Annotated in this window: 20 protein-coding genes and 3 pseudogenes; 15 read left to right on the forward strand and 8 right to left on the reverse strand. The window is 41.2% G+C overall.

What is annotated here, in order from left to right:
- Positions 1-140: 140 nt before the first annotated feature.
- The 10 genes and pseudogenes from FTT98_RS00005 to FTT98_RS00050 all read left to right on the forward strand — a co-directional run.
- Positions 141-368, forward strand: a pseudogene (locus FTT98_RS00005) (ribonuclease E inhibitor RraB); the annotation flags it as partial.
- A 332-nt stretch (positions 369-700) separates the two neighbouring features.
- Positions 701-1148 (forward strand): annotated as a pseudogene (locus tag FTT98_RS00010) (SRPBCC family protein).
- A 45-nt stretch (positions 1149-1193) separates the two neighbouring features.
- Entirely contained in the window at positions 1194-1562 is a 369-nt protein-coding gene (locus FTT98_RS00015) for a DUF488 domain-containing protein (RefSeq protein ID WP_180004732.1), read from the forward strand.
- Between the two features lie 155 nt (positions 1563-1717).
- Complete coding sequence (locus FTT98_RS00020) at positions 1718-2059, forward strand: zinc ribbon domain-containing protein YjdM (protein WP_180041515.1); 342 nt, start codon at positions 1718-1720, stop codon at positions 2057-2059.
- Between the two features lie 162 nt (positions 2060-2221).
- Entirely contained in the window at positions 2222-2584 is a 363-nt protein-coding gene (locus tag FTT98_RS00025) for a 5-carboxymethyl-2-hydroxymuconate Delta-isomerase (protein WP_180041514.1), read from the forward strand.
- Between the two features lie 272 nt (positions 2585-2856).
- A complete protein-coding gene (locus FTT98_RS00030; protein ID WP_078191118.1) occupies positions 2857-3192 on the forward strand; it encodes a YegP family protein in 336 nt (111 codons plus the stop codon).
- 185 nt (positions 3193-3377) lie between these two features.
- The gene (locus FTT98_RS00035; protein WP_180041513.1) at positions 3378-4061 is read left to right on the forward strand and encodes a DUF2939 domain-containing protein; all 684 of its coding nucleotides are present in this window, start codon (positions 3378-3380) and stop codon (positions 4059-4061) included.
- A gap of 25 nt (positions 4062-4086) precedes the next feature.
- Positions 4087-4533, forward strand: coding sequence for a nuclear transport factor 2 family protein (locus FTT98_RS00040; RefSeq protein WP_218950648.1), 447 nt, complete (start codon positions 4087-4089; stop codon positions 4531-4533).
- A gap of 137 nt (positions 4534-4670) precedes the next feature.
- A complete protein-coding gene (locus FTT98_RS00045; protein WP_257220771.1) occupies positions 4671-7106 on the forward strand; it encodes an AI-2E family transporter in 2436 nt (811 codons plus the stop codon).
- A 90-nt stretch (positions 7107-7196) separates the two neighbouring features.
- The gene (locus FTT98_RS00050; protein ID WP_180041512.1) at positions 7197-8249 is read left to right on the forward strand and encodes a DUF1176 domain-containing protein; all 1053 of its coding nucleotides are present in this window, start codon (positions 7197-7199) and stop codon (positions 8247-8249) included.
- Positions 8250-8328: 79 nt separating this feature from the next.
- Here the strand turns inward: FTT98_RS00050 and FTT98_RS00055 are convergent, their stop codons facing one another.
- Positions 8329-9096 (reverse strand): hydroxymethylpyrimidine/phosphomethylpyrimidine kinase, encoded by a 768-nt coding sequence (locus FTT98_RS00055; protein WP_078191115.1) that lies wholly within the window; start codon positions 9094-9096, stop codon positions 8329-8331.
- A 98-nt stretch (positions 9097-9194) separates the two neighbouring features.
- Here FTT98_RS00055 and FTT98_RS00060 point away from each other — a divergent pair, with 98 nt between their 5' ends.
- Complete coding sequence (locus FTT98_RS00060) at positions 9195-9866, forward strand: HAD-IA family hydrolase (protein WP_180041527.1); 672 nt, start codon at positions 9195-9197, stop codon at positions 9864-9866.
- A 28-nt stretch (positions 9867-9894) separates the two neighbouring features.
- Here the strand turns inward: FTT98_RS00060 and FTT98_RS00065 are convergent, their stop codons facing one another.
- Positions 9895-10347, reverse strand: a complete 453-nt coding sequence (locus FTT98_RS00065; protein ID WP_180021346.1) for a hypothetical protein — start codon at positions 10345-10347, stop codon at positions 9895-9897.
- Positions 10348-10644: 297 nt separating this feature from the next.
- Between FTT98_RS00065 and FTT98_RS00070 the strand changes: the two are divergent.
- Together FTT98_RS00070 and FTT98_RS18010 are read left to right on the forward strand one after the other, a co-directional pair.
- Positions 10645-11815, forward strand: a pseudogene (locus FTT98_RS00070) (low temperature requirement protein A).
- A gap of 93 nt (positions 11816-11908) precedes the next feature.
- Complete coding sequence (locus FTT98_RS18010) at positions 11909-12322, forward strand: TM2 domain-containing protein (RefSeq protein WP_228144741.1); 414 nt, start codon at positions 11909-11911, stop codon at positions 12320-12322.
- Positions 12323-12362: 40 nt separating this feature from the next.
- Here FTT98_RS18010 and FTT98_RS00080 read toward each other — a convergent pair whose 3' ends face one another.
- The 5 genes from FTT98_RS00080 to FTT98_RS00095 all read right to left on the reverse strand — a co-directional run bounded on the left by FTT98_RS00080 (position 12363) and on the right by FTT98_RS00095 (position 18334).
- Positions 12363-12962: a DUF805 domain-containing protein gene (locus tag FTT98_RS00080; RefSeq protein WP_180004738.1), complete on the reverse strand. Its 600-nt coding sequence runs from the start codon at positions 12960-12962 to the stop codon at positions 12363-12365.
- Positions 12963-13026: 64 nt separating this feature from the next.
- A complete protein-coding gene (locus FTT98_RS00085) occupies positions 13027-13635 on the reverse strand; it encodes a DUF805 domain-containing protein (RefSeq protein ID WP_180004739.1) in 609 nt (202 codons plus the stop codon).
- Between the two features lie 169 nt (positions 13636-13804).
- Positions 13805-15088: a ribonucleotide-diphosphate reductase subunit beta gene (locus FTT98_RS00090; protein WP_078191110.1), complete on the reverse strand. Its 1284-nt coding sequence runs from the start codon at positions 15086-15088 to the stop codon at positions 13805-13807.
- A gap of 142 nt (positions 15089-15230) precedes the next feature.
- Positions 15231-15359: a hypothetical protein gene (locus tag FTT98_RS18015; protein ID WP_257220656.1), complete on the reverse strand. Its 129-nt coding sequence runs from the start codon at positions 15357-15359 to the stop codon at positions 15231-15233.
- A gap of 143 nt (positions 15360-15502) precedes the next feature.
- Positions 15503-18334 (reverse strand): ribonucleoside-diphosphate reductase subunit alpha, encoded by a 2832-nt coding sequence (locus FTT98_RS00095; RefSeq protein WP_180039651.1) that lies wholly within the window; start codon positions 18332-18334, stop codon positions 15503-15505.
- A gap of 588 nt (positions 18335-18922) precedes the next feature.
- On the opposite strand from FTT98_RS00095, the gene bfmR reads away from it, so the two are divergent.
- Both bfmR and bfmS read left to right on the forward strand, forming a co-directional pair.
- A complete protein-coding gene (gene bfmR, locus FTT98_RS00100; protein WP_067764711.1) occupies positions 18923-19639 on the forward strand; it encodes a response regulator transcription factor BfmR in 717 nt (238 codons plus the stop codon).
- 45 nt (positions 19640-19684) lie between these two features.
- On the forward strand, positions 19685-21346 hold the full coding sequence (gene bfmS, locus FTT98_RS00105) for a sensor histidine kinase BfmS (protein ID WP_180039654.1): 1662 nt from the start codon (positions 19685-19687) through the stop codon (positions 21344-21346).
- A gap of 92 nt (positions 21347-21438) precedes the next feature.
- Here bfmS and FTT98_RS00110 read toward each other — a convergent pair whose 3' ends face one another.
- Complete coding sequence (locus FTT98_RS00110) at positions 21439-21795, reverse strand: hypothetical protein (protein WP_180009319.1); 357 nt, start codon at positions 21793-21795, stop codon at positions 21439-21441.
- Between the last annotated feature and the right edge of the window lie 39 nt (positions 21796-21834).

Genomic DNA, 21834 nt, shown 5'->3' on the forward strand with positions numbered 1-21834 from the left:
ATTTTGCATGTGACTTGTTCCACTTTAGATATTTGTTTAAGATGAGATGTAACTCATTGAAATGTGTCATCATATTCGTCGTCAGAAAACAAGTATTATGCCATTATTTCAATGAGTTATCTTTTTTTGTCGTGTACAAAGAAGAAGAGCAAAAAATTTCGTTGTTCCAAGATGAAGAATCAGATCGCGTGGAATGGATTATCACGGTCTATGTCTATATGGAACCTGATTATGAAGATATCGTTGATTTAGAGCAGTGGTTTATTAAAATTGCGGAACAACATTCGGGCGAATATGATGGCTGGGGTTGTATGGCTTATATCTATGAAGATGATGATCTGGAAGAAGATGAAGCACAATTGAGCTAAGTCTCACTATTGCATCTTTAGCAACAAGAACCCAGTCTTTCAACTGGGTTTTTTATTATTTAAATTTTAGAGAAATTGTGTAAAATTTTGATTTTTCAATATTTTTATAAAAAAATCAATATGAATGCAGCTCACAAAACATAACACGGCATTGCGTTAAAGTGATGGGATCAATCTGTAGGATTCGCTATAGTATTGAACAGTAATACACCTTTCTCATACGTCGTAACACTGTTTCGCTTAGATCGTTTCAGTGTGATAAAAATGGACGATAAAGCGAGGGTGAATGCATGTGGATGATTCAGTGAAAACAATGACAAAAGGACATCATCATGAGTAATACTGTTCGATTACATCGTGTTTTTAGTGCACCTGTAGAGCGAGTTTATCGTGCCTTTGTGGAGCCAGATGCTTTGGTGAAATGGATGGCACCGCATGGATTTACCGCCCATGTGGAACATTCGGATGTGCGTGTAGGTGGCTCGTACCGCATGTCGTTTCAAAATTTTTCAACCGGAACCACACACGCTTTTCATGGTGATTATCATGAAGTCGTGCCGAATCATTTACTGCGCTATACAGACCAATTTGATATGCCAGAGTTAGCCGGTGAAATCGAGGTCACTGTTGAGTTTAAAGCGGTATCAGTAGGAACCGAAGTGACGATTGTACAGGCAGGGTTGCCGAGCGTTATTCCACCTGATGCCTGTTATTTGGGTTGGCAGGAGTCTTTACAGTTGCTGGCTTTTTTTAGTGAATCCAGCGATGCCCGATGAATAATTTGAAGAATGATCGAAAAACTGTAAATAGATGATGGAGGGCTTAATGACCGTACATATTAAACGTATTTATGATGAGATAAGCCCAGATGACGGTAAACGCATATTGGTCGATCGCTTGTGGCCGCGTGGTATCAGTAAAGTGAGCGCAGAGCTAGATTTGTGGCCGAAGGCATTGACGCCATCGACAGATTTACGTCGTTGGTATCATCAAGACGAGGCAATGGCTTCTCGTTGGGACGAGTTTAAACAGCGCTATTTGCAAGAAATACAGCCGCATCAAGCCGAGTTAGAACAACTGCGCGCATGGGAAAAAGAGGAGCCGCTGACCTTACTCACAGCGGCCAAACATATGGATAAAAATCATGCGCATATCTTAAAAGCGTTGATATTAAACACCTCATTAGAGATCTAAAATTTAAACCGATTAGTGCTGTGGCGTTGTGTTATTTAAATCGTCATAACTTCACTAAACCATACGATATTTATGGTTTTTAAGTTTATGAAATACATAAAAATGTTATATTAAGTTTTTATGGATTTTTGCGTCCATCTTTTTTGAGGTCTTTTATGTCTTTACCCAATTGTCCCCAATGTAATTCTGAATATACCTATAATGATGGTGACTTACTGATTTGTCCTGAATGCTCACACGAATGGCGTGAAGGCGAAAGCGCTGCTGATGAGCAGGTGCTGATTAAAGATGCCAATGGCAATGTATTGACCGATGGTGACACGGTTACTGTGGTGAAAGACCTTAAAATTAAAGGTTCATCTTCAGTGGTGAAAGTTGGTACCAAAGTTAAAAATATTCGTCTTTTAGTCGATGCAACAGATGGTCATGACATTGATTGTAAAATTGATGGTATCGGGGCAATGAAGCTCAAATCTGAATACGTGAAAAAAGTTTAAGTTTCGTTTTTGTTCGCTCCAAAGCAAATTTCAATCATCCTAAGCGAAGGCCACACTTGGCTTAGGATGTCTACTTAAACATGAAATAGATAACTAATTCGCTATAGATTTTACTTTTCAGCCTGCATAATAGAAGCATTACAGGTTTGAAATGTCTTTACTATGCCGCATATTCATTTGGAATATTCCAATAACCTTGAGCTGGAGGCTCGTCCTTTACTTAAATCGCTAAACAAGGCCTTATTTGAATCGGGTCATGTCAGTGCCATCAATGATATTAAGAGCCGTGCTGTCGCTCAGCAAGATTTTGTTGTGGGTTTGGATGAACACGCCCAACATGCGTATATGCATGCCAAAGTTTCATTATTGACGGGTCGAACGATCGAAGTGCAAAAGCAAATTTCATTGTTGTTATTGGACGTGTTGAAACAACATGTCACAGCTTCAGCAGTAGAAGTGCAACTTTGTGTTGAAATTTTAGAAATGAATAAAGCGACCTATTCGAAGCAGATCGTCAGTCCTTAAGGCCTTTATTCATGCGTTGAGTAATGCGCCTCTATTCACAAATACAGCATGATGAAAGAATGATGAAATCCGACTTCGGTCGGATTCTTTTTTATTGGAATTATTTATTGAAAATCATTTTCTTAGTGATTAAATTTTAAGCCTTTACACTGATCAAAAAAGACATTGAAAAATGTGACCGAGTTCATTTATATTCTGTAGATCAGGTTGAATTTCCAACAACAAATCCTGATCGAATAATAGAGAAAACAATGAAAATGAAGGGGTAACATATGTCGGGATGGTACGAGATCAGTCATTCTAATGATCAGCAGTTTCGTTTTGTATTAAAAGCAGGGAACGGTGAAATCATTTTAACGAGTGAATTATATAAAGCGAAAGCATCAGCCCAAAACGGGATTGAGTCTGTACAAAAGAACAGTGCAGATGACAGCCGTTTTGAACGACTGACGGCCAAAAATGGCAAACCATATTTTAATTTGAAAGCGGCAAACCATCAAATTATTGGGACCAGCCAATTTTATGCCAGTGAGCAATCACGCGATAAAGGCATTGAATCAGTTAAAACCAATGGTGCAAGTACCCAAATTAAAGATCTAACTGCTTAAATTTGAAACAACCTGATCGAGACAGTCAAAGCGGGATGAACAAAACGTGAAGGCTTGTCAAAATCACAAGATCAAAAGCAATATGGTTCTCAAATAAGCGTTGTTGGGTTGGACGCTCAACCCAGATCAGGCTTATTTGACGGTACAAGGAAGTACCACAACTTCACTGGCTAGAGTGGTGAACGATGAATAAGCAGAATCATATTTGGAATTATGGGCTCATTACGATCTTGATCATCGTCGTGGGTTGGATGATTGCATCTCCGTATTGGGTGCTGTATCAAATACGTCAAGCCTATGAGCACAATCAACCTGAAAAAATTGCTCAATATATCGATTTTGCGGCAGTCAAATCGAGTCTAAAACCACAAGTTGAAGACCTCATTCAACAGAAAACTGGGCTACAGCATTTACCCGAATTTGCCCAGTCTTGGGGTGGGCAGCTCAGCACAGTCCTCAGTGCAACGCTAGTCGACAGTCTGGTCAATCCAACCAGTATCATGCTGCTTTTACAAGGCAAAGCATTAAAAGAGTCGATCCAACTACCAGAAATAACCAAACTGACCAATCCGAGCATGATTAGCCCAGGGATTGAACTATTCACGCATGCTGAAAATAAGGTCGCAGAACAACCTTATGCGTCAACACTATCCAAAAATGACGAAACTGCAACCGCTGTTGCTTTAAAGCAAAGCCAGCCACTTGAACCCAAAGCCAGCTATAGCGCTTGGAATCGATTTGATCTGTATGTGCCGCTCCAAGGCCTAAGCGAAGAAAAATATACCGTATTTAGTATGCAACGCCGCGGTTGGAGCTGGAAGATCGTTGCAATTCAACTTCCAAACGCCGCCCAGAACAATGCTTCATAAAAAATAAAATAAATAGGTGCCAGAGATGCAAGATAAAATCAAAATAGTTGGTGACCAACAGGCCGCTGACGAAATTCTGCAATTTTTAGCCAATTGGGATGAGGTCATCTGCCAATTGAAAATTGAAAATATTGCTGAATCCTGCGCAGCAGATGTGTACTTTTTTGATGCCAGTTGTGAAATGCGTGGCTTAATGGCATATCAAAAAATGTGGGAATTTTATCGGGAGTATTTTCGTGAAGGCTTAAAGGTATTTAGGCGGGAATTGGTCATCCATGCAGATCCTGATATTGCCTTTCTGCACTGTTATTCCAAAATTGATGATCAGAGCGGGATACCGACGTCGGGGATCTCGTGGTGTCGTAATACCATTGGGATGAAAAAAACGCAGTCTCAATGGAAGATCGTTCATCAACATATTTCTGTTCCAGTGGATATTGTGACTCATCAAAGTAAAGTGATTACCTTTTAATTCCTCTCGAAACGCAGTATGAAAACAGAGCTATAAAGCTCTGTTTTTTTCTTTGCAAATCATTACATGAAATGCGTATGCAGCCCTAAAACTTCAGCCTAAATTAAAAAATAATGACCATCGTTCAGGATAAGAAAATGGATCATAAAAATAATAAATTAGCGCAAGAATTTGAATCATCACCATCAGGTCAAAAGCAAGGCTTGCAAGACCTGAACGCATCGAAGCAAATGCCCCCTGCAGATTTACATAAAGTGATTCGAATCACAGCAGGGTTTATCATCGGCAGTTTGCTGATTGCCGCCTTATATCTTGGCAAAGATATTTTTATTCCATTGGCACTCGCAATTTTATTGGCTTTTTTAGTTGATCCTTTGGTGATGAAACTACGCGGTTGGGGACTTCCGCAGATGCCATCTATATTTATTGTGGTCGGTTTGGCTTTGGCGATTTTATCCGGCGCGGCCTCTTATTTGGGTTATCAACTGGGGCAATTAAGCCAAGAATTACCGCAATATCAGGGCACGATTCAAAAGAAAATGGATTCTATTCGTCAATTTGCACGCGGCCCGAGTGTTTGGGATGGCGCAAAAACCACCATAGATACCGTTGAAAATTCGATAGATGATGTGGTGCCAGAAGAGAAAAATCCTAAAGTGCAACAAGTGAAAGTGGTGGGGCAACAACAAACCACGGCTGAAGCGGTCATGGCTTGGAGCGAGCGGGTGCTCAATCCCTTGGCAACTGCGGGTATTGTTTTTTTGTTTGTGATTCTGATTTTGGTCAATCGGAAAGATTTGCATGATCGTTTCCTTAAGCTGCTGGGCGGTAATTTAAATATTGGAACTGACGCACTAGATGAAGCGGCCAATCGTATCGGTAAATATTTACGTATGCAGCTGATGGTGAATGTGACCTACGGTATTCCGATGGCTTTGGGACTTTGGTTTATTGGGGTGCCGGCAGCAATTATGTGGGGAATGGTGGCGATTGTGATGCGCTTTGTTCCCTATGTCGGCCCGATGATTTCTGCGATTTTCCCCATTGCACTGGCTTTTGCGGTAGATCCCACATGGAATATGGTGCTGTGGACAGTCGGCTTAATCCTGCTCTTAGAGTTGGTCAGTAATAATATTATTGAGCCTTGGTTGTATGGGGAAAGTACTGGACTTTCAACTTTAGCCATTATCATCGCAGCCATGTTTTGGACGGCGGTGTGGGGGCCAATTGGTTTAATTTTATCGACGCCTTTAACCGCGTGTTTATTGGTGCTTTCAAGCTATGTACCATCCTTAGGTTTTATTAAAACCCTGATCGGTAGTACACCTGCATTGGAGCCGCATGAGCGCTTTTATCAGCGATTGGTCGCTGATGATGTGCAAGATGCCATGGATGTAGCACAGACTTTTATTGCTGAAAAGTTACCGAAAGATGCCACGGATGAAATCAAGGCACGTCGGGTCAATGCGTTTTATGCTAAAGTGGCGATTCCAGCCATACGGATTTTTTCGAGCGGACACAACACCGAGGCCAGTGCAGAGCATCGACTACGCTTACATCAAGGCTTAAAACTGTTTAATCATAGTTTTCAACGGGCATATCCAGTGGCACAGCAGGATCAGAAAGCAGCGGTGTTATGTATCGGCGCACGTTGGGAAATTGATGTTCAAGTATCGGCTATGTTGGCGCATGGGCTAAGTTTAAGCGGTATTCCGGCTCAGGCATTTAGCGACGTATTGATTCAAAATCAGCATCAAAGTATGGATGATATCCAAGAGGATATTCAGATCGTATGTATTTCGATTTTCCATACAGTACCAGAAGCTCAAATTCGCCTTTTAAGCCATGTTTTTAAGGCACAGTTTCCAGATATAAAACTGATTTTTGCACTGTGGAGCTGTGATGAGATATCCCAATTAGATGCGATCAAAGAAAATTTCACCGTCGATGCAGTGGTCAATAATATGAATGACTTGTTATTAACCATTGAAGCTTTTCAATTGAAGCATGGTGAATCTTGGTTGGATGAGCCTGATCCTAGCGTTGAAGCGCAGCGCTTAAAAGCATTAGAAGAACTGAATGTTTTGGATGAGCGGAATTTACCGATCTATGAACAATATATTGAAGAAGCTCGACAAGCCTTCGATGTGAAATATGCGCAAATTTCTTGGGTCAAGCAAGATTGGGTTTATACCCCAGGTAGCCCTTTGGCTGAGGCTACCGAGCAACCGATGCAGGTGCGCCAGTCGAAGCAAGACTCGATCTGTAGCCATTTGGTGTATCAAAATGAACGATTGATAATTGAAGACCTACAACGTGACCCACGCTTTGCGCATTTACCTGAATTGATGCATAACCGCATTCGCTTTTATGCAGGCGTTGCACTTAGAGACCGTAATGGGGTGGCGTTGGGAAGTTTCTGTGTTTTAGATCGGCAGCCGAATCAAATGACCGATGATGATATGAGTCTGTTAAAAGGCCTTGCGGCAGATTTGATGAATACGCTCAGTGATGAAAATGTGAAGCGAAAAAAATGTGAGGAGATACAGCAACTAAATGATTCGTCTTCATAATTTCAAATGATGCAGCAGATCTTTTTAGGCTGGAGTTTCAGTGAAAAGCATTTTAAGATAGTTCTAATATAATTATTTTGAGCCAAAGACATGAACAAAAATAATGTCATCTGGCAACTTCTATTGGGCTATGTTGTTGCATTGGGTTGTAGTGTGAGCTTTGCTCAAATTCAAGGAAACTATTTTTCACATAAAGATTGGGAAATCGCTTGTGATAATACGGGGACTTGTCGCGTTGCAGGTTATCAAGCGGAGGGCAATCAGCCCGCTATTTCTGTGTTATTACAACGTGCTGCGGGAGCTCAAGCGCAAGTCAGCGCACGAGTGAAACTCGATCCTGAAACCTTCAATGCGGCAAATCAACCACTTCAACTTTACATTTTAGGTAAAAATCAGGGAACTGTGCAGCTTGATGCCAAAACTGCGGAAGGTCAGTTAAGTGCAGCTCAAACTCAAAAACTGATTCAAGCCTTACAAGCCAACCAACCAATTGTGTGGAAAGGCAACAACAAAACATGGTTATTGTCGGTGCAGGGCGCTAGTGCAGTTTTACTCCGTATGGATGATTTTCAAAAGCGCATAGGGACAAATTCGGCATTATTGCGTAAAGCCAATAGTAGTTCGGCCAATGTACTCAAACCGAAAAGTATTCCGAAAGTGAATATTCAAAATTACAGTAAGGGCTTACAAACACGGTATGCCGTCAATGCGCCCACAGCCAAACAATTGTTTGGATTGATAAAGAAGAAAACGACAGTAGAAGATTGTCCTCAACTCTTTGATGCAAATTTCTTAGAGGATGATCGGGTCGTGGTGTTTCCAATCAATGGGAAAAATGCCTTGGTCGAAGTGCCATGTTGGCGTGGGGCATATAACAGTGGTAATGGCTATTGGCTGATGGATCGAAATTTAAAGCAAATCAAACAATCCGTGACCTTTTCCGGAAGTGGTTTTAGCGAAGGGCAGATTTTCTCCAATCAACGTGGACGAGGCATTGGCGACTGTCATAGTACGGGGGAGTGGTCATGGAATGGTCAGCGTTTTATCCAAACCTATATGGCAAAAACCACACAGTGCAAAGGATTTGCTGGTGGTGCGTGGGAAATTCCAACCTTGGTCTATCGCGTTCAACTCGACTCTTAATTTGAAAAAGCCCTGATATTCAGGGCTTTAAATGATGCAGCGTTTTATTCTATCGGGTTTAAATAAATAACCGAGTACTTTAAAAACGTTTTGGAATTTTCTGTCCTCCGACAACTGGTGATTCAGCGATTTTCAACACACCAAATAGCCATGTTTCGGCATGATGAACAGCCGTTTTGAGCTCATCACCTAAGGCTAAACGCCCTGCAATAAAACTCGCCAATGAACAGCCCGAACCATGATATTCCCCATCCAGTCGTGGACAACGGGTTTCAGAGACTAATTCACCCTGAACGTACAACGAGTTTTGGATATAGTCAGGCGTATTTTCATGCCCACCTTTTACTAATACCGCTTGAGCACCCATCGCAAAAAGTTGCGCAGTTGCTTTAGAAATATCCTCTTCACCTGTGAGCGCACGTAATTCTACGGTATTGGGTGTAAGCACAGTGGCAAGTGGAATCAGTTCTGCAAAGGCTTTGACCAAAGTTGCTTGATCGCCCAAAGAACCACCACTATTGGCAACTAAAACGGGGTCGAGAACATAATGATATTCGGGATGTTCACGTAAAAACTCAGCGAGAGCCGCGATATTTTCAGTCGTTCCTAACATTCCTGATTTTACACAGCGAATAGGGAGGTCACCGACGACGGCATGTGCTTGAGCCAGCAATAACTCACGAGAGGTCGCTTCAAACGAATACACTTGTTGTGAGTTTTGAACGGTTAATGCTGTACACGCAATGGCAGCATGTGCGCCACTTTGACCAATGGCTTCAATGTCCGCTTGCAGTCCTGCACCACCTGAAGGGTCAAGACCTGAAAAGCACAGTACAGTAGGGCGCACAATGATGTCCTTATTACACAAAATTTGCGATAGTATAGGCAACTTTGAGCGAACACTCGATAGTATTTTTGCAGAAGTGAATGGATAAGGTACAAGCTGTGATTAAGAATATATTGATCGATCTCGATGGAACATTAACAGATCCAAAAGTTGGCATTACTACTTCAGCACGCTATGGACTGGCGAAAATTGGACATCCCATTTCGGATGAGACCAATATCGATTGGATCATTGGGCCACCTTTGAAAGCCTCTTTGGCCAAAATCCTCAATGTCGATGTGCATAATGTACTTGCAGATCAGGCTTTACTAGGCTATCGCGAGCGCTTTGCAGTGACTGGCTTATTTGAAAATAAAGTCTATCCTGCCGTTGCCGACACTCTAGCAACTTTACAACAGCAAGGCTTTCACTTGTACGTCGCTACAGCAAAGCCGACGGTCTATGCCCGCCAAATTTTAGAACATTTTGATTTGGCACAATATTTTACTGTGATCTATGGCAGTGAACTGAACGGTGAGCGCACCAACAAAGGCGATTTAATTGAATACATTTTGCAGCAAGAACAGTTGGATGCGAAGGAATGTGTGATGGTGGGAGACCGTGAGTACGATATTTTAGGCGCACGCCGTAATGCAGTGCAGAGTATTGCTGTGAGCTATGGTTATGGTAGTGCAGAAGAAATTCAAACGGCTGCACCGGCACTGGTGATTGATCGTTTTAACGATTTGATTTCGAGTATTGAGCAATTGCAGCAGCAGAAAGTGTCGTAGTTGCACCTAATCAAGAGAATGATGCTGATTATTTAAAGATAATCAGCAAAATCAGAAAAATCAGCCCACAGAAAAACCATTTGAGCAAAGGTGACTCATCATTTTTGATGGTTTCTGCTTCGAGTGCGATGCCATGTTTATCGTAGACAAATACAAAATGTGCATTTGCGCTTAGAGCCATTTCTTGAATGGCTTGTAGCTCGAGTGCGCTGACTTCTTCACTTAAGCGTTCTTTTAGCTGAATAAAAATAACCGGCTGTCCAAACTCATACCACTTGAAGTGGATCTGTTGTATGAGTTGGTTGAAGCACTGTTCTGCAACATGATAGTTTCGGACAAAACTTCCACGTTCTATAAAAGCTAAAGGGCAGTTTTGTTCAGCTACAATTTGATGATCACGCGTTAAAACTTGCATTTGATCATAATGAATCTGTACCCAAACTGCGTCAGGAAAAGACGCTAATTTTTCTTTTAACATCACTTTTAGATTTCATTATTTTTTTAATTACTAGCAGTATGTCATTAAAATTTAGAGAAAAATATAGCTGAGATATAAAAAACACATCGATCTATCGAGTTTTTATCTTAAAACGTCTTTCGCAGTTTTGTCACTTTGAATTTTTAACTTCTACAATTGAAATATCTAAATCTTAAGTGTGTTTTTAAAGCCATTATCCTTTTTCTAGAAAACTGTTTCTCATCTGATTTATGTAATCGATCTTGTAACTGTTTCAGGCTTTTGAAAAAATTCAGACAGAAAACAATAAAGCTGAATGCTATGTCCAAATCATTTTTATTCCCTAGCCAGTGGCTCAAACCTTTGCACCCACGTGATCCACATGAGCATCATCGTGTCGCGACCTCTTTAGAATTGCTTTTTGACTTGATCTTTGTCGTGGCGATCGCAACAGCAGGGCAGCAACTGCATCATGCCATTGTTGAAAATCATTTAGCTCAGGGTTTAACGCTGTATGGCATGGTGTTTTTTGCCTTGTGGTGGGCGTGGATGAACTTTAGTTGGTTTGCTTCGGCGTATGATAATGATGATGCGCTCTATCGAATCTTAACTTTCGTACAGATCATTGGTTCTTTGGTCATTGCTGCAGGTATTCCAAGCGCTTTTCAAAAGCAGGATTTTGACGTAATTGTGATTGGTTATGCCATTATGCGTCTGGGCTTAGTTACAGCAGTGGTTTCGCGTTGCAAAGCATGATCTGTCCCGTCGGAAAACAGCATTACGCTATGCTTTTGGCATCATACTGGTGCAAGTGGGGTGGCTGTTCTTTCATTTTTCACCGCTGCATTTCACAGTTTATCTTTTCATTTTGCTCGCAATTGCTGAACTGTCTATCCCAGTTTTTGCAGAAGCTGCAAGCCGTACACCTTGGCATGCGCATCATATTGCAGAGCGATATTCACTGCTTACCATTATCGTTTTAGGCGAATCTATTGTCGGATGCTCGATTGCCATAACCGATGCATTAACAAATCAGCGTTTTAGTACTGAACTGATTTTTCTGATGGTGGGCGGTCTGATGATGATGTTCACCATGTGATGGTCTTATTTTGATACCAGTATTGCAGAGCGTTTAAATAGCCGAAAAATGGCATTTACTTGGGGTTATGGACATTTCTTTGTCTTTATTAGTATCGCGGCGATTGGTGCAGGTTTAGCTGCCGCAGTTGATGTGGTTTCGCATGAGGCGCTGATTAGTTCTGAGAAAGAAAGCTACTTTGTGGCGATCAGCCTCGTGATTTATACGACAAGTTTATATTTACTTCATGAATTGCATCATCAAAGTGGTTTTAGAAAACTTTTATATCCTTTAACCGTGGTGATTGTTTTATGTATTCCGTTGTTTATTACTCCTGCGGGTTATGCAATATTTGCGATGGCAGTGGTATATGCATTGAGATTGATGTTTACAAAATGCTATTTGGCAAGATAAGTTAATGATATGATATTCATCAATAATTCGTTATATTGCTGATGAAAATAACGTCCAAGAATCATCAAATAAAGATAAAACATAGAGGATTATATGAAAGGGCAAATACTCGATTTTTCTGTTCAAAATAATACAGGCATCATCAGCGGAGATGATCAGAATCGTTATCAATTTTCTGGAAGCGATTGGAAAGGACAAACTGTTCCTGCTCGTGGACAATTTGTTGATTTTGAGACAAGTGGAATGGGTTACGCAACCGATATTTACTTAGTCGCTGTGCCGAATGCTTTAGGCACGCAATACGGTCAAAAGAGTCGTATTGTTGCTGCACTCTTAGCATTCTTCCTTGGTGGATTTGGTATACATAAATTCTATTTGGGTCGTATTGGATGGGGGATTGTGTATCTGCTATTCTGTTGGACCTTTATTCCATCCATTGTTGCTTTTATTGAATTTATTATTTATCTATGCACTTCAGATGAAGATTTTGCGCGTAAATATGGCTAAAGTTTTTTGTTAAAAGATAAGGCGCATTGTGCGCCTTATTTTATTGTTGCAGATCTCTAGCGGGTTGACCCCATTGGTTGTTCTCGGCTTTGGTGTCTGTAGCCCACCATATAATCAGTGGAATGATTCCAATGATTGTGAGCATTAAAAGTTGCCACCAACCTGAACGTCCTGTGTCATGTAGTCGACGTGCGCCAACAGCTAAGCTAGGAATGAGTAAAACGATATTGGTAATATTTTCTAGCCAAGGTTCACTGCCAATAACGAAATCGCAAACAGAGGCAAGTATAATGACCAATATACAAAATAGCCAAAAGAACCAGAACTCTTTACGTCGAGCACGTCCTTCAAATTCAGCAAACTTTTTCAGTGGTTTGAATGACCACGCGAAAAAGTCATAGTTTTCCTCTTCTTCACTGTAGTTTGTTCGCGTATTCGTGGAAAAACTTTGTTGGCGTAATGCAATATAGACTTGAATTGCTTGCCCACTTTCATCCAAAGCAAAATCAACCTGTTCTCCACGTGTAGGTGGTCTTTGACCTCGCCATTCATGACCAGCAAATTGATAGTGTTTTCCATCTTCAGCACTAATCACCCCAGTATTAGTTTGAATCGAAAAATCTAGTATTTGTCCTTTCATATTTTTCCTGAGTTAATGTGCTGTAGATAGGGTGGCTACATAAATAGTAGCCACGATTTTTTATTTATTTGGCAGGTTGTCCCCATTGGTTTACTTCAGGTTTGGTTTCTGTTGCAAGCCAAATTAGAACCAGAATTGGTCCAACGAGCGGAATCATTTGTATTAACCAATACCAACCAGATTTATTAATATCATGTAAACGACGTACTGCAACAGAAAGGGACGGAATAACCATTGCTAAGATGAAAATACCTGTGAATATTCCTCTGGTTCTAAGCACTGAATCGACAATCAGAGTAATAATCATTGCGATAAGATAGACCAAAACAAAAAACCAATATTCTTTACGGCGTGCACGTCCAGTAAAGTTGGCATAATTTTTTAGACATTTGACAAACCAATCAATCATGTTGAATTTTGATTCAGCTTGGTCTTGGTTTGAAATTTTATCGAGGTGCTGTGAAATTTGTTGAATAGGATTACTGCTGCCAAGTGCATTGAATACTTGAACCGCTTGACCTTCGGGACTGATATCGAAATCTACATGATCGCCACGTTTAGGTGAGTTTTGGCCACGCCATTCTGCACCTGTAAACTCATAACGGTTTTGATCATCTCCACTGATGATGCCTGAATTGGTTTGTACTGAATAATCTAATATCTGACCTTTCATTCTGTCCTCTTTTATTATGTGATTTTTATTAATTAATGTATTTTTATACCGTTTTATATTAGCAGAATATGAATTAAATTAAATGCATAGATTTGCTTGGGTGAATGAAATTCTTCATAAAAAAAGCGGAACACTTGGTTCCGCTTTTGATATTTCGCTGAAAAATTTATTACCAGCTTAACGCTCCACCAGTTTGGTAGTCAGTTACGCGAGTTTCAAAGAAGTTCTTCTCTTTACGTAAGTCCATCATTTCTGACATCCACTGGAATGGGTTATTCACGCCAGCAAATTGTTCAGGTAAACCTAATTGGCTCAAACGACGGTTACAGATGAATTTCAAGTATTCTTCCATCATGCCTGCATTCATACCCAATACACCGCGTGGCATAGTGTCACGTGCATATTCGATTTCAAGCATTGTACCTTCAAGAATCATTTGAATGATTTCTTCTTGGAACTCAGCAGTCCATAGGTGAGGGTTCTCGATCTTGATTTGGTTGATCATGTCGATACCAAAGTTCAAGTGCATAGATTCATCACGTAAGATGTATTGGAATTGCTCAGCAACACCATTCATCTTGTTACGACGACCCATAGACAAGATTTGGCTGAAACCACAGTAGAAGAAGATACCTTCAAGGACGCAGTAGAACGCGATCAAGTTGCGAAGCAAGATTTGGTCGTTTTCAGGTGTACCTGTTTTGAACGTAGGATCACTTAAAGATTGTGTATATTTCAGACCCCAAGCTGCTTTACGAGCCACTGAAGGAATTTCACGGTACATGTTGAAGACTTCGCCTTCGTCCATACCTAAAGATTCGATACAGTATTGGTAAGCGTGCGTGTGAATCGCTTCTTCAAATGATTGACGTAAGATGTACTGACGGCATTCAGGGTTTGTGATGTGACGGTAGATTGCAAGAACCAAGTTATTTGCAACCAATGAATCCGCAGTCGAGAAGAAACCTAAAGAACGCATAACAATGGTACGCTCATCTTCGGTCAAGCCATTTTCAGACTTCCAAAGTGCGATGTCATGGTTCATGTTCACTTCTTGCGGCATCCAGTGGTTTGCACAACCGTCTAGATATTTTTGCCAAGCCCATTCGTATTTGAACGGTACAAGTTGGTTTAAGTCAGCGCGGCAGTTGATCATCGCTTTATCGTCAACTTGAACACGCTGAGCACCCATTTCTAACTCTTCTAAGCCAGGTGCAACGTCTAGATTTTCTAGAGCGTTAGATGCTCTTGCCAACGGATCGGTTGGATCTGTTGGTCGATTTGTACTGGTTCGAGCGGGTTGTGCAGCTGCCAAATTCGGCGATGAGTGCTGTGCATTAGATACCACTTGCGAATCAGTCGTTTTTTGCGGTTCGACGGGCGCAGGCTGGTGAGCTTGTGCAGCTTGTTTCGGTTCATCATCTTCGAAATCGTCCCAACTTAGGATAGACATAACAGTTCTCTCTTCGTTGCTTTATATCTTTTATAGACATCCAGCGTCGCTGAGATGTCCTACTATACGCTCAATTTGTGTAAGCAAAATTAAGTTTTGTCGATCACTGCTCTAAAAGTGTTCGGTAGAGCAAATATCCCCACTACTTATTTTGATTACGCGATTTATATGCCTTGAACCAGAAATAGGCGATCGGGACATAAAAAGTCAAAATAAAGGAAACCACCAAGGCAATTAACCCTAACTGATAGTTATGCGTCATATGTGGCATGGTGGATTCCTTTATTTATTTTTAATTTTTTAATCCCCCTAAATCCCCCTTTTGCAATGGGGGGACTTGCATCCCGCCATTTGCTTCGAGGAATCTCCCTCCTTTATTAAAGGAGGGTTGGGGAGGATTTAAAACCTGTCAGATTACTGACAAGCTTCACAATCAGGGTTGTCAATTGAACATGCCATTGGCACTGGAGCTGCTTGACTAAAACCTTCTTCTTCAGCAGCAACTTCAGCTTTAGGTTCTTCTTTCGCAACAGCAGTTACAGGTGCTGCAACTGTAGCAGGCTTAACCGCGTTCAATGCACCAGTATTAATGGTTGATTTCTCAGCAGAAGTCGCACCCAATGCACGTAGGTAGTAAGTGGTTTTTAGACCACGTAACCATGCCATTTTGTAAGTCATATCAAGTTTCTTACCGTTTGCACCAGAGATGTAAAGGTTAAGAGACTGAGCTTGGTCGATCCATTTTTGACGACGTGATGCAGCATCAACAATCCAACGTGGCTCAACTTCGAACGCAGTCGCGAAGATTGCTTTAAGCTCTTCAGGAATACGTGCGATTTTTTGAACCGAACCTTCGAAGTGTTTCAGGTCGTTCACCATTACAGAATCCCAAAGACCGCGATCTTTTAACGCACGCACTAGGTACGGGTTGATCACTGTGAATTCACCAGAAAGGTTAGATTTCACATACAAGTTTTGGAAAGTTGGTTCGATTGACTGTGATACGCCACAAATGTTCGAAATGGTTGCAGTCGGTGCAATCGCCATCACGTTTGAGTTACGCATACCGTCTTTTTGAACTTTAGTACGTAAAGTATCCCAGTCCAAACGTGTCGTACGGTCAACTTCGAACATACGGTCAGGACGTGCTTTTTGTACGATATCTAAAGAGTCAATTGGCAAGATACCTTGATCCCAAAGTGAACCTTTAAATGTCTCGTAAGTACCACGTTCAAGTGCCAAGTCGCTAGATGTTTGAATCGCGTAGTAAGAAATCACTTCCATAGATTCATCAGCGAACTCAACCGCAGCATCAGAACCATAAGCCAATTTCATTTCGTATAAAGCATCTTGGAAGCCCATGATACCCATACCCACTGGACGGTGTTTCAAGTTCGAGTTACGAGCTTGAGGAACAGCGTAGTAGTTGATGTCAATCACGTTGTCGAGCATACGAACAGCAGTTTTAACTGTACGAGCAAGCTTTTCACGATCTAACACACCGCCTTGAACGTGTTGTACAAGGTTGATTGAACCTAAGTTACATACTGCGATTTCATCTTCGTTAGTGTTCAGCGTAATTTCTGTACACAAGTTAGAAGAGTGAACTACACCAACGTGTTGTTGTGGTGAACGTAAGTTACATACGTCTTTGAATGTGATCCAAGGGTGACCAGTTTCAAACAACATAGACAACATTTTGCGCCATAAGTCTTTCGCACGGACTTTCTTATGTAGCATGTTGGTTTCTTTCGCAATGCCTTCGTAGTAAGCATAGCGTTCAGCAAATTCTGCACCTGTTAGGTCATGCAAATCAGGTGTTTCAGATGGTGTGAACAGTGTCCATTCAGCATCTTCGAATACACGTTGCATAAACAAGTCAGGAACCCAGTTCGCTGTGTTCATGTCATGGGTACGACGACGGTCATCACCCGTGTTCTTACGAAGCTCTAGGAATTCTTCGATGTCCAGGTGCCAAGTTTCAAGGTATGCACATACTGCACCTTTACGTTTACCACCTTGGTTGACTGCAACGGCAGTATCGTTGGCAACTTTAAGGAACGGTACAACACCTTGTGACTTACCATTCGTACCTTTGATATACGAGTTAAGCGCACGAACAGGCGTCCAGTCATTACCTAAACCACCCGCCCATTTAGACAACATTGCGTTATCACGCATTGCGCCATAAATGTTGTAAAGGTCATCTGAAATCGTTGTTAAGTAACAGCTAGATAACTGTGGACGTAAAGTACCAGAGTTAAATAGAGTCGGCGTAGACGCCATGTAATCGAAGCTAGACAATAAGTTGTAGAATTCGATCGCACGTTCTTCACGGTTGTCTTCGTTCAATGAAAGACCCATTGAAACACGCATGAAGAATAATTGTGGTAATTCGAAACGTACGCCATCTGAGTGGATGAAGTAACGGTCAAATAAGGTTTGTAGACCTAAATAAGTAAATTGGTTTGAGCGTTCTGGTTGAATCGCAGCAGCCAATTTTGCAAGGTCAAAGTTAAGTAGCTCTGGAGAAAGAAGATCAAGCTCGATACCTTTCTTCAAGAAAGTTTCTAAAGCGTCGCCTTCGTTCGTGTCAGTATCTAAACCTAAAAACTCTAAACCTGTAGCAACAAGGTCATTACGCAATAAACGCGCAGTCACGTATGTATAGTTTGGTTCTTGTTCGATACGTGTACGAGTTGCCATCATCATGGTCGTTGAGATGTCTGACTCTTTTACGCCGTTATATAGGTTTTTTACAGTCTCATCGATAATCGCTTGAACATCGATGCCTTCTAAACCTTCAGCTGCTTTGACAATATTTGCCTCAAGCGCGCCAAGATCAAGCGGTTTAAGCTGACCGTTTGAACCCGTCACTTGTAAAGTAGGGTGGTGGTGAGCACCAGTTTGTTTACGAGCTTCAGCACGTTGTTCGCGGTAAATCACGTAAGAGCGAGCAACTTTTTGCTCACCTGTACGCATAAGCGCAAGTTCAACCTGATCCTGAATTTCTTCAATGTGAATGGTACCGCCAGAAGGTAAACGACGGTTAAAGGTATTCAGTACCATCTCAGTTAATTGAGAGATACGGTCATGAATACGACTGGAGTCAGCGCTTTGCTGGCCTTCAACGGCCAAGAACGCTTTACCAATCGCCACAGAGATTTTTTCTGCATCAAAAGGTGCAACGTCACCGGTGCGTTTAATCACCTGAATTTGACCAGGGGTTGAATTCGTTACGCTCATGCTAGCATAGCTCCATTTTTCATCTATTTTTATGTTAGGACCGTTTGAACTGGGCAATTTTTATGCCACAGTGTTTGAGGTTTAAACACAAGACCTAGTGGTTTAAAAATTTATTGAACACAAGATACGGGAAAATTTAGGGTAGATCAATATTGACATTTTACTAAAAGCTTTGAACGTTTCTGGCAGCTATCCATCTCAAAAAATCCCTATTTTTTATCTTTGTTATATATGCCTTATCCGACAAGGGCATAGCATAGCAAAGTCGAAAAAGAGTGCTTATAGATAACATTGTGGATAACTTTAGAAAGCGTAAAAAGTTGTGAATCAACCAGTCAGTTTTTATCCGATGAAAATGTATCCAAATTTATAATTGTTGCTATTGTGAGCAATAGGTCATGGAAATGATCGGTAAATAAAATTGCAGAAATATGGCAGGTTAAAATTTATTACAAAATACGATATTGATGTATCAGTTTCGTGAATGCCATCTTGTTTACAATGTAAACGTGTGTATATTGCAAACTATGTTTAAGCGTATCTATCGGATTTCAAATAGGATACGCCCAATCAAATAAGGGGCAATCAATGAGCCAAGAAGAAAAGTTACCTAAAATTTTAATTGTTGAAGACGATGAGCGTCTTGCTCGTTTAACTCAAGAATACTTAATCCGTAACGGACTTGAAGTTGGGGTAGAACCAGACGGTAACCGTGCAATCCGCCGTATTATCGCTGAACAACCAGACATGGTATTACTTGACGTAATGCTTCCGGGTGCAGATGGTTTAACCATTTGTCGTGAAGTTCGTCCGCATTACCATCAACCAATTTTAATGTTGACTGCACGTACCGAAGACATGGACCAAGTTTTGGGTCTAGAGATGGGTGCAGATGACTACGTTGCAAAACCTGTTCAACCTCGCGTTCTACTTGCGCGTATTCGTGCATTATTACGTCGTACAGACAAAGCACCAGAAGATGAAGTTGCACAGCGCATCGAATTTGATGACCTTGTGATTGATAACGGTGGTCGTTCTGTCACGCTCAATAATGAGTTGGTTGACTTTACTAGTGCGGAATATGACCTTTTATGGTTATTGGCATCTAATGCGGGTCGAATTCTTTCTCGTGAAGATATCTTTGAGCGTCTTCGTGGTATTGAATACGATGGTCAAGACCGTTCAATCGACGTGCGTATTTCACGTATTCGTCCAAAAATTGGCGATGATCCTGAAAACCCGAAACGTATTAAGACCGTACGTAGTAAAGGTTATTTATTCGTAAAAGAAACCAACGGCATTTAATGTAAAATGCCGTCCCTCAGTTTGGCAAAGTAGGACACTTTTTACGTGTTTAAACACAGTATATTTTTGCGCGTCTACGCGGGACTACTGATATTAGTCTTCTTAGTCGCTACATTTGGCTATTTGCTGGTACAGATCATCAACTACCAGCGCGCGCAAGAATATCGTGAATCGCTTACTGACGGTTTGGCTTTCATTATAAGTGAAGGTATTGCACGTCAGCCAAATGAACAACAAAAGTCAGATTGGGTGTCAGATGCATCTGATCTACTTGAGTTGCCTATTTATTATGTAAAAGCTAATCAGGTTGATTTAACCCGAGCGGAAACAAAACGTATAGAAGAGCGTAAAGCTGTAGTGCGTTGGGATGCACAAACTACGGCAGCCTATATTATTATTGGCTTAAAAGATGACCCTGCGCATCTGCTGTATATCAAAGCCGATAATATTTCAGAACGCCAAATGAAGGCGTTGCCTGTCTTTATACTGGATTATTTGGTTTATTACCCAGGTCAAGAAAAACAATATCTTGAAAAAATTCAGCATCATTTTTCATATCCAATTTCAATTCAAAATGTTCAGAGTTTACCTTTAGATTCTGAGCAAATCGGCCGATTACGCTTAGATCACAGCATTATTTTGTATCGTGACAGTGCGACGGAGCGCGGTACAACTATTTCGATCGTATCGCCAATTCCAAGCTCAACTTCAGAAGTCTTGGTTATGGGGCCGGTACCGCTATTCAATTGGATGCCTTTTCAGTTGGCAGCCGGTATTACGCTACTAAGCTTATTTGTCTTGAGCTTGGGTGTTTATGGTCTATTGGTGCCGATGCAACGTAAGCTGCGTGCTGTAAATTATGCGTTAAATAAAATGAAGGGCGGGGACTTATCTGTACGTCTGCCTGTCGAAAGTACCGATGAATTTGGTACCTTGGCATCGAGCTATAACTCAATGTCAGATCATATTGAACGTTTAATTGAAGCACAGCGTGAGTTGATGCGCGCGGTATCGCATGAACTGCGAACACCTGTGGCGCGGATTCGCTTTGGTGTAGAAATGATGGCGGATGAAGACGACTACGACTACCGTCAGCAGCAAGTTGAACAAATCGACAAAGATATCGAAGCTCTCAATACCTTGATTGATGAAATTATGACTTATGCCAAGCTCGAACAGGGCATGCCATCTTTAGAGTTTGAAGATGTCAGCTTGTTTGAAGTTTTAGATCAGGTCTTGATTGAAACCGAAGCCTTAAAGACAGGGAAAACCTTGGAATTGCAAGCACCACCGATTGGGGTGATTGTGGAAACCGAGCGTCGCTATTTACATCGCGTTGTACAAAACTTGGTGGGTAATGCAGTGCGTTATTGTGATGATAAAGTGCTGATCAGTGGTGGTGTGAATGATGAAGGCATGGCCTATATCTGTGTTGAAGATGATGGCCCCGGCATTCCAGAAGAAGATCGTAAGCGTATTTTTGATGCCTTTGCACGCTTAGATGATAGTCGTACCCGTGCTTCAGGGGGCTATGGTTTAGGTTTATCGATTGTTAGCCGTATTGCTTATTGGTTTGGTGGAACAGTTGGTATTGATGGAAGTCCAACATTGGGTGGGGCGCGTTTTACCATGACATGGCCTGCGACACGTTTTAAGAAGAATAAGCCGAAGCTAGATGGTAAAGAGCTTAGTGCCAATGAAAGCTAAACAGCCTAAGAAATCTAACTCAGCTGTATTTAGCGAGTGGTACATATAAAAAGCCATTCAATTTGAATGGCTTTTTTACATCAGGTTTTTATTTATTCGGTAATCGTTGCATCAGGTTCAATAATGGGTTTGCCATTTTTCAGAGCAGCAAGGGCATCTGCATTGAAATCGATGAGTAAAGAGTTGTTTTTAGCATCGATAGAATAATTGCTAATGAGTTTTTGGTCGCCGTTTAGAGTCTCAATTTTATATTCATCTACAATATTCATAATCCCGCTAAGGTTGGTGGTTGCAGAAGCTAAATCTTGACGTAATAACTCATAGATATCACGTAAATCAAAAATGGCATTTTGAGCATCAGGGTGCTTATCTAAGTAGTTTTTAATATGGTGAATCACCAATTGCGCAGATAGAAAATAATCAGGTTTATGCGTAAATTCTAAAGTCATTATTGTCTCTCCGTTGTGATTGCTTTTTGTGTTTTAACT

The organism is Acinetobacter sp. YH12039 (genome assembly GCF_013420015.1).
Taxonomy (GTDB): Bacteria; Pseudomonadota; Gammaproteobacteria; order Pseudomonadales; family Moraxellaceae; genus Acinetobacter; species Acinetobacter amyesii.